Source organism: Neolewinella litorea (genome assembly GCF_004803465.1).
In the GTDB taxonomy this organism is placed as follows: Bacteria; Bacteroidota; Bacteroidia; order Chitinophagales; family Saprospiraceae; genus Neolewinella; species Neolewinella litorea.
Window position 1 is genome coordinate 97,650 of the sequence record NZ_SRSF01000012.1, and the last position, 8,443, is coordinate 106,092.

The window sequence follows — 8,443 nt, forward strand, 5'->3', positions numbered from 1 at the left end:
CTGAGAACGGCCACGGGAGCCGCGCGGTTTCGGGGGGAACATCGATTTCCCACCGGCGTTATGCCCAACAAAGCAACCGCTAGCCATGGATTTCTCCGAGATGTTCTACCAGGACTGGACCGGTCTGCTGCGCACCCTCATCGTGGGGACGCTGGGGTACATCTTCATCGTCTTCTCCCTGCGCATCTCCGGCAACCGCACCCTCTCCAAACTCAACGCCTTCGACCTGGCCATCTCCGTGGCCTTCGGCTCCACCTTTGCTTCCATGCTGCTCTCGGAAGACGTGGCCCTGGCCGAAGGCATGCTGGCCATCGCCCTGCTGTGCTTTCTGCAGTATGCCCTGGCCTTCCTGTCCGTCCGCTCCCGTTGGTTCGCTAAACTGGTCCGCTCCGAACCCGTCCTCCTGGTGCGTCACGGCGAGATGCTCATCCAGGCCATCCACGACGCCCGCCTCACCAAACGCGAGCTCTTGGCCGTCGCCCGCTCCCACGGCCACCGCGACCTGAGCGACATCGATCTCGTTATCCTGGAATCCGACGGCGGCTTCTCCGTCATCGGCAAGCAGAACGACGGCGCCAATGAGGAAGAGGAGAACAACGACGGGGAGGACGATGACAGTCCGGAGCCGGTCGGTTCCTGAGGGGAAAAGGCGTCCTTGAGTTTTTCCAATGAGCCCCTACCCTATCTACTCTCCATTTTCGGCACGCACCTGAGCTTCCACCCGGTCGAGAACCGCCACCGCGCGGGATTTCAGCGCATCCAGTTGTGCGCGGTCGTATACCCGGCCCCGGTTGATCACCGCCGCGATGGTGAGGGTATTCCGGATGTCATCCAGTGGATTCTCCTCCAGCAGGACCAGGTTGGCCCGCTTTCCAGCTTCCACCGTCCCCGTTTCCGCCGTACGGCCGAGATATTCAGCGGGATTGAGCGTAGCGGTCCTGAGGGCCGCGGCGGGGGTGAGGCCGCTTTCGACCATCAGCTGAAGTTCCACGTGGAGCGGTATGCCTCCATTCATGTCGGAGCCGGCCAGGATCTTGCCGCCCCGGTCGTGCAGTCGCTTGAGGGAGTGCATCCGGTAGTCGATGGTGGGCTTCAGGCGGCCGCGCGCTTGATAGTCGCGCTCCAGCAAGGTATCCCGGTTGTGGATGTCGATATACCGTTGGAAGTCGTCGTCCCAGAACCGCTCGTCCTCCGGATAAGAAATTATCTTCTGGATGACCAGGGTCGGGACCACCCAGGTATCGCGGTCGGCCACTAGGGCAAAGAGGGAATCCTCCTTCGCGGGATCCACGTGGGGGACGGGTTCGTATTCGATGGCCAGGAAGGTTTCCCGGCTTACGTCTGCGGGGGAGTCGGGTTGGATGGCCCGTATCTTTTCCTGCAATCGCTCCCGCAGTTCGGCTTCGTTACTGGCGGCGGACAGCTCCAGGCCGATCATGTGCTCCACCGTGCGGTGGCCGGCCTCGATCGCTTCGAAGGCGCTCACCTCATTGGGGATGTGGCCGTTGACTTCGATGTCCAGCTCGCGGGCGCGCTGCATTATCGCGAGATAATTGTCGCGGGAGAGGAAGGAGTAGGTCTTGACGAAGTCGTAGCCCTGTGCCTTAATGGTGTCGACGATGGCGCGGGCGGCCGCTTCGTCGGGGATGGTCAGGTGGTGGTCGCCCACGTTCCAGGTGCTCAGTCCGTCCACCAGGGGGCTGCCCATGACGATGGTGGGCCCCACGAGGAGCTCCTGGTCGACGCTGTCCTTCATCAGAAAATCTTCCGGCATGCCCGACATCTCCCGTATCCCGGTGATTCCGTGGGCGATGTAGAGCGGCAAGAAGGCCGTCCGCATCAGCTCGTCACCGGTGTTGTGCACGTGCATGTCCCACAGGCCAGGCATGAGGTACTTCCCCTCCCCTTCGATGACGGTGGTGGCCTCCAGCGGCCGGTCCTGATCAGCGTCCAGGATGGCGTGGATGGTGTCTCCCCGGAGTAATACCTGCTGGGAGGGTACTACCCCTCCCCTTTCTACGTCAATTACGTTTACGTTGGTGATGAGGATGTCGCCTTTCAGGGGTTCTGGGCGCTGGCAGGTTAGGATGTTGACCAGGAGGAGGCAGAGTGCGGCCGTATACGCTCTTCCGCGGAAGAGCCTTCGGGTACCATTATTGACCTTGTTTCTATTCGGGTGTACCGGATCCTGCATTTCTTGCTGCTTTGGGTGTCGTCTTCTGCTGTGGGCCCGTGTTTGAAGTAGTAGATACGTTCTTGGCCACTGCCTTGATCCTTAAGGTAGGGGGAGGTTTGGGGGTTGCGCAAGGGGTTTAGGGATAGTTATCCAGCGGCGTTATTGCCTTAGTAGTACCTCCTTCCTATCCAATATTGCACTTTGGGCGGCGGGGCGCTGGTGCCGGGGATTGGTGGCGTGGAACCGCCGGGGAATGAGGGTCGACTTGACGCGTTGGGGCTTTAAGGGGGAAAAATGGGCTATAGGCTATGGTAAAATACCACTGGCCACTTTCAGTATGTATGTTTGAACGTATTATTGATTGATAAGCTATCTCATATTGTGGGCCAGTAAGCTTGGTATTCGGGGATTGTAGACGAGCCTCAGAATTTTATCTTCAAATCGATTTTATGAGGAGATAAAACGAAAATTGCGTAATATTGGTGGGCTGGTGGTATAAAGCTAGCAGTAACTTCGCCGCTATTGCTTGTGTACGCGCAATATGTGTGTACAAATGTTCGCCGGCAATAAGAACGAAACCGACATACATGACTAGGTTACACTCGACCCCGATCCACCAGACTAGACTCTAGTATGTGATACATTTAATCCTGTAATTACGCTATTTCATGGCCACACTTCCTTTTTTTGAAGAAATTTTATATAATTATGAGCTGTCTGCAAATCAAGGATTTTCAGGGCACTGGCTAGCAAAGAAATTTCGGTCAGTCTATCCTAGCGCGTTGCATGAGCTGATAGACTACAATGACAGGTATATAGTCAAAGGCTCATCCGGAAAAGGGAACTGGACTCATTGCCCATGGATAGCAATTCTAGATAGGGTAATAACTGAAACGCCACAAAAAGGTTATTACCCTGTATTCTTATTCAGAAGAGATATGTCCGGGTTTTATCTATCCTTAAACCAGGGGGTGACGAATGTGATGGCATACCATAATTTAAATGCTAGCGACATATTAAGATGGCGTGCTCAAGACTTTAGACAACAACTGGGTAAGTTACCTGATGGATTTACTACGGCAGAAATACAATTGTTTGGAGAAACTTCTACGGTAAAGAATTATGAACATGGCAATATATGCTCAAAATTTTATGATGCAAACGCCAAAATATCGTTAAATGAACTAAAAATCGATTTGCTTGAGATGATCGAGATGTATGATTTCCTAGTATATAACGATCCAACATCTACAGATCAAGAGGAGGATAAATTTACAGAGGACGCTGGCAATCTGAGGCTCCATTATAGAATTGAAAGGAATCAAAAGTTAATTCAGCAAGTCAAAAAAGTGAAAGGGTACAAATGTGAAGCCTGTCATTTTGACTTCTTAGAGAAATATGGTGAGCTTGGTACAGACTTTATAGAAGCTCATCATTTAATTCCAATAAGTGATTTAGAGGGTGAAAAGGTCTTGCTGGATCCAAAATTGGACTTTTCCGTTCTTTGCTCCAACTGTCATCGAATGATTCATCGTACGGAAAACCCAAGCGATGTTGAGGCTTTGAGGGAAATAATAAATAATGCGGCGAACACCGCGCCAACTCCATTAACCTAAGCATTTCACGCTATATCCAGGATACCGATGAGGACTAGTTTTGGGGTCGCTTTGTATGCAGATTGTCCCTTCTGTATCTTTAGTGTATAGTTGCCCAGTCCGACCATGAAACGGCCTATGCCGTCACCTGCTGCAATTGTAGTGCACCAGGTTGCTAAGCGATAATTGGGTTTTCTAGTAATAACCGGCACAGAGCAACATAAGTGTTGATCCTAGCTCTGCATGTCCGCCTGATATAATAAGTCACCTGGATTGATCTTTGGAGAATGAGCTTCCGTTTGGCATAACGGCATTTGGATTAATAGCCCCTGGTTCATTCGCAAGGAACCTTTGAGCGTGCACAGGACAAGCGAGTTCTGCGTACTTAGGTCAACCATGAACCAACATCCTTATGCATAGGTCCCTACCATCTTCTACTGACAAAATGTATACTTTATCCATCCAAAATAATTCAATCAAAGAAACTAGGTATACTTGCAACCTAGCGGCGAACAGTCTGCTCAATAGATTCGAAAACCTATGCAATTCTATACAATCGTGAGAATTTTGCAGGGGCATTGTGCTGGAATGTAGGGTAAACACCCTGAAATACTTACTATCAACGATAAAATTCATATTAATGACCGACCCCAATTACTCCTGGGTATTGACCCACAAAGAAATCGTTGAGTACCTTAGAACAAAAGAAGATTCGCAGCAGGAGCTGATAAATTTATTGAAATCTGTGGGCATCAGTCCGTTTAACGATAAGGCCGCTGATGGTGATCACACTATCGAGTTAGAAGAAATTGACCCCTTTACCTTCTTTTGCTACATTTATAAATATGGGTTCAAGAAACGGCTTGAAAAACTCCAACAGATTGCGGGAAAGCTGGGCATAGAAATGCCGATGGGTGAAAGCGGACTCCCTTCTGCTCAGCCGCAAAAAGTTTGGTTGTTCCCGTATAAATACATGCGGAATAACAATGAAGTAGGCCGACTTTGGGACTTTTTCCGGAAGGAATTAAATGATCAGTTAACTGATGCGGACTTTGCCGATGTACTCAAAATAAGGGGGGCGGGCAGAACGAAGCTTACCGAGGCACTTTTCTACATTAATCCGGAGAAAAACCTGCCCATTGATGGACCCTCAAAGCCCTACCTTAAACAGGTGCTAGGGATAAATCCAAATTTTAAAACGTACAGCGAATACCGGGAGATTATAAATCAAGTCAAGGAGCACGTAGACATGCCGTTCTACCAGCTTTCCTACGAAGCCTGGAAGTGGACGCAGAACGGCAAGCAGGTCAATCACTGGATCTTCCAAGGCAACCCCAATGTGTTTGATTTTGAATCCGCCCTCCGCGATGACCTTGTGACGAACTGGACGGTTAGCGCCCATAAGGATAAAATCAGTCCAGGCGACAAAGCGATATTGTGGATCACCGGAGAGAATGCGGGATGCTACGCCCTGGCTGAGGTGTCATCAGTACCCTACCATAAAGAGCCTTCTGGAGATGATCACCTGTGGAAGCAACAAGATAAGAGTAAGTTGAAAGTGGATATCCGGATCACCCATAATCTGGTCAATGATCCTGTATTGAAGAAGGACATTGTCGCACATGAAGAGCTACAGAATCTTAAGGTTGGAAATCAGGGCACTAATTTTAGTGCCACAGAGGCGGAATATGAAGCCATTGTGGAGCTGATTAGCAACGACAGTACTTTCTTCCAGCTGAAGGAGCGCTTTGTCTCTGCCGACCTAGAGACTTACATGGACTATTTGCGGAGATTCATAGACGAGTTAGAACTTCAACCCTCCGATGACCGGGTAGTCTTTAGCATTAAACGCAGAAGGCTAAACTTTATCATTGGGCAGCGATACTGTTTCAATCTTTATCTCAATGACCCCCGGGGAGTTTTCGGAGTTATATCAAAAGAGAAATTATGGGATCACAGCCAACCCTTTGATGGGAAGCCACCACAACCATTCTATACATATTTCCAGGATTTCAGCCTGGACGAGGGGCAATTTATCTCGGTTATTGCCGGTATGCGCGATGAGCTGGACAGAACCAATAAGTCAGGCTTTAAGAAGTACGATAATGCAGACTTTGAAAGCTATGTTTTTGGAATGGAGTCTAAAGTTGTTGAAAGTGACGAGCGCATGGATTTCCCGTTGAATACCATCCTGTACGGTCCGCCTGGCACCGGTAAAACTTACCATACCATTCTACGGGCCGCGGAGATCGTTGCGGGTAGAAAAATTAGCGAATACTCCGAGGCGCTTAGGCTGTTCAACGAGAATCTTCATAGCCAGATCGAGTTCATCACATTTCATCAGAACTACAGTTACGAGGACTTCATTCAGGGACTTCGACCGGATACAGAGAACGAAAAGGAGCTGACCTTCCAGCGAAAAGATGGTGTGTTTAAGGAGATCGCAGATAGGGCCCTGAAGAATATTAAGGCTTCCGAGCAACCACAGACTCCCAAGAAGACCTTTCAAGAAGCATTCAATGAGTTTGTCAACCCCCTGGTAGAAGGAGAAGTCGAGGAGGTCAAGGTGAAGATGAAAAAAGTATCTTACTTTATTACAGCTATTACGACGAAATCAATAGAATTCAGGAAAAGCAACGGTAATACCGCGCATACCTTAAGCATTGCGACCTTGGGAAAGATGTACGATGCAGAATCGGTATTGGATATTCAGGGGCTGTCGTCATACTACGCCCCGCTCCTAGATAAACTGCTTAAAATTGGCAAAGACCAGACTGGCAGAAAGGACATTGTTAAGCGGAAAAACTATGTCATCATCATCGATGAGATTAATCGCGCCAACATTTCCCGGGTCTTTGGTGAACTGATCACGCTTATCGAACCGGACAAGCGGTCACACGGTGACATACCGATGGAAGCCAAGCTTCCCTCCGGCGATACCTTTGTGGTGCCATCCAATCTGTACATTATCGGCACGATGAATACGGCCGATAAGTCCATTGCGCTACTTGATATTGCACTGCGGAGGCGGTTTGAATTTGAGGCGATGTATCCCCAGTATGATATCCCGGGCCGGGAGATATACGATGTCGGGATCCTGGAAGAGCTCAACAAACAGATCGTCAAATCTAAAGGTCACGATTTCCAGATCGGGCATTCCTATTTCATGGGCGAGAACAGGGATCTCGTGAGGCGGATGAATAAGAAAGTAATTCCTCTTCTGCTGGAATACTATATGAACGATGAGAAGGAGGTACGGGGAATCCTGCAATCTGCTGGTTTGCGCATCGAAGAGAATTCCTGGCCGCTGAAAATATCCGGCAAGAATGACTAACCTCTTTGAATATCAGAACAAGGTTGATATTCAGGAATCGTTCAAGGGCCTGGAGGGATTCTTGGACGAAATCTGGAATAGTCGGGAACGGAATTCCTTTTACCAAGAACTGAACAATGGCAAGATAGAATCCCAAAGGTTTCTTCAGTTCATCCATGAATCTAATCAAGTAAAGGCCAACAAATACGTTGGCGTCATTCACTACGGGGGGAGTAAGATCAACCTATTGCCAAAAATATTTTTTGACTCGGAGAAGGATTACTCCATTACTGAAGTCAACCAGATTCAAAACCATATCCTGTGGTGGTTAAGCTATTGCCGCAAGATCAAGTTTCCGAACTACCAGGCGGCCCTGGGCAGTGCGAAGAGCGACTTCTTTGAGGTGTTGATCTACCTGTTTTCAAAGTACACGCGGGAGTTGCTTAACTCATCCATCTACCAGCAATATGAGGAGGTGAACAGTGAGCTGTCGTTTATTAAGGGGCGGCTGAATATGAACGAGTACATCAACGAGAACATCAGCAGGGGCCGCTGGCACAAGCTCAACTGCACCTACGATGCCTTTGTGTTTGACAATGAGTTCAACCGCATCATCAAGTACGTCACAACGCTGCTGTTTACCGTTACCACGAGTCAGGACAACAAGAAGAACCTACGGGAACTGCTCTTCATGCTGGACGAGGTTTCCGACGAGCGGGCCACGGCAGAACAGTGTGCAAAAATCTCCTTTAACCCCATGTTCGGGCAATTTGAGACGGTGCGGGATTACTGTCAGTTGTTCTTGACCAATTGTATCTCCTTTGACTACAAAAATGACCTGAAGCTGTTCGCCTTTTTGCTCCCGATGGAGTACGTCTTCGAAGACTTCATCTTCGGATTCATCGACCTGGAGCTAGAGAGCGTCACCGCCAAAGCCCAGAGAAGCGATACCTACCTGGACGAAGAGAAAGCCTTCAACCTGAAGCCGGATCTTTGGCTCAAGACCGCTACCCGCTCCCTCATTGCCGACACTAAATACAAGATCGTTTACTCCGACGAGTGGATATTCCGATCGGTCTGACCCCCCTATTCCGAAAACCTTTGACCCCCTGATTCCGGAGCTTTGACCCCCCAGAATGTGGAAAACATTCCGGAGGTCTGACCCCCTGGCGGATAGCCGCGCGCTTTGCCACCTTGAGCGATCACCAACCGCTCCCGTCGTGGCTACAATCAAGCGCATGGACCAGATCAGACGCATTCTCCAGACCCTGCACCAGCTGGGTTCTATCAAGGCCACCGCCGCCCGCCTGGGCGTGTCCAAAAACACGGTGCGCGAGTACAAACGGCGGGCCGAAGCGC

5 protein-coding genes are annotated in these 8,443 nt (G+C 49.8%); 4 read left to right on the top strand and 1 reads right to left on the bottom strand.

The features are described 5' to 3' along the window. Positions 1–85: 85 nt before the first annotated feature. A complete protein-coding gene (locus E4021_RS16615; RefSeq protein ID WP_136460508.1) occupies positions 86–640 on the top strand; it encodes a DUF421 domain-containing protein in 555 nt (184 codons plus the stop codon). 45 nt (positions 641–685) lie between these two features. Here the strand turns inward: E4021_RS16615 and E4021_RS16620 are convergent, their stop codons facing one another. Further along, complete coding sequence (locus E4021_RS16620) at positions 686–2,194, bottom strand: amidohydrolase family protein (RefSeq protein WP_136460509.1); 1,509 nt, start codon at positions 2,192–2,194, stop codon at positions 686–688. Between the two features lie 650 nt (positions 2,195–2,844). On the opposite strand from E4021_RS16620, the gene E4021_RS16625 reads away from it, so the two are divergent. The 3 genes from E4021_RS16625 (at position 2,845) to E4021_RS16635 (ending at position 8,165) form a co-directional block, all read left to right on the top strand. Beyond that, positions 2,845–3,792 carry an MrcB family domain-containing protein gene (locus E4021_RS16625; protein ID WP_136460510.1) on the top strand — a complete coding sequence of 316 codons (948 nt, stop codon included), beginning with the start codon at positions 2,845–2,847 and terminating at the stop codon, positions 3,790–3,792. Positions 3,793–4,411: 619 nt separating this feature from the next. Next, positions 4,412–7,105: an AAA family ATPase gene (locus tag E4021_RS16630; RefSeq protein WP_136460511.1), complete on the top strand. Its 2,694-nt coding sequence runs from the start codon at positions 4,412–4,414 to the stop codon at positions 7,103–7,105. After that, positions 7,098–8,165, top strand: coding sequence for an McrC family protein (locus tag E4021_RS16635; protein WP_136460512.1), 1,068 nt, complete (start codon positions 7,098–7,100; stop codon positions 8,163–8,165). The genes E4021_RS16630 and E4021_RS16635 overlap by 8 nt, the downstream gene beginning before the upstream one ends. Positions 8,166–8,443 lie beyond the last annotated feature (278 nt).

What these genes read in the sequence shown, in the direction of transcription:
- E4021_RS16615 (WP_136460508.1), top strand. Translation starts at nt 86, where the DNA reads ATGGATTTCTCCGAGATGTTCTACCAGGACTGGACCGGTCTGCTGCGC.
- E4021_RS16620 (WP_136460509.1), bottom strand. Translation starts at nt 2,194, where the DNA reads ATGCAGGATCCGGTACACCCGAATAGAAACAAGGTCAATAATGGTACC.
- E4021_RS16625 (WP_136460510.1), top strand. Translation starts at nt 2,845, where the DNA reads ATGGCCACACTTCCTTTTTTTGAAGAAATTTTATATAATTATGAGCTG.
- E4021_RS16630 (WP_136460511.1), top strand. Translation starts at nt 4,412, where the DNA reads ATGACCGACCCCAATTACTCCTGGGTATTGACCCACAAAGAAATCGTT.
- E4021_RS16635 (WP_136460512.1), top strand. Translation starts at nt 7,098, where the DNA reads ATGACTAACCTCTTTGAATATCAGAACAAGGTTGATATTCAGGAATCG.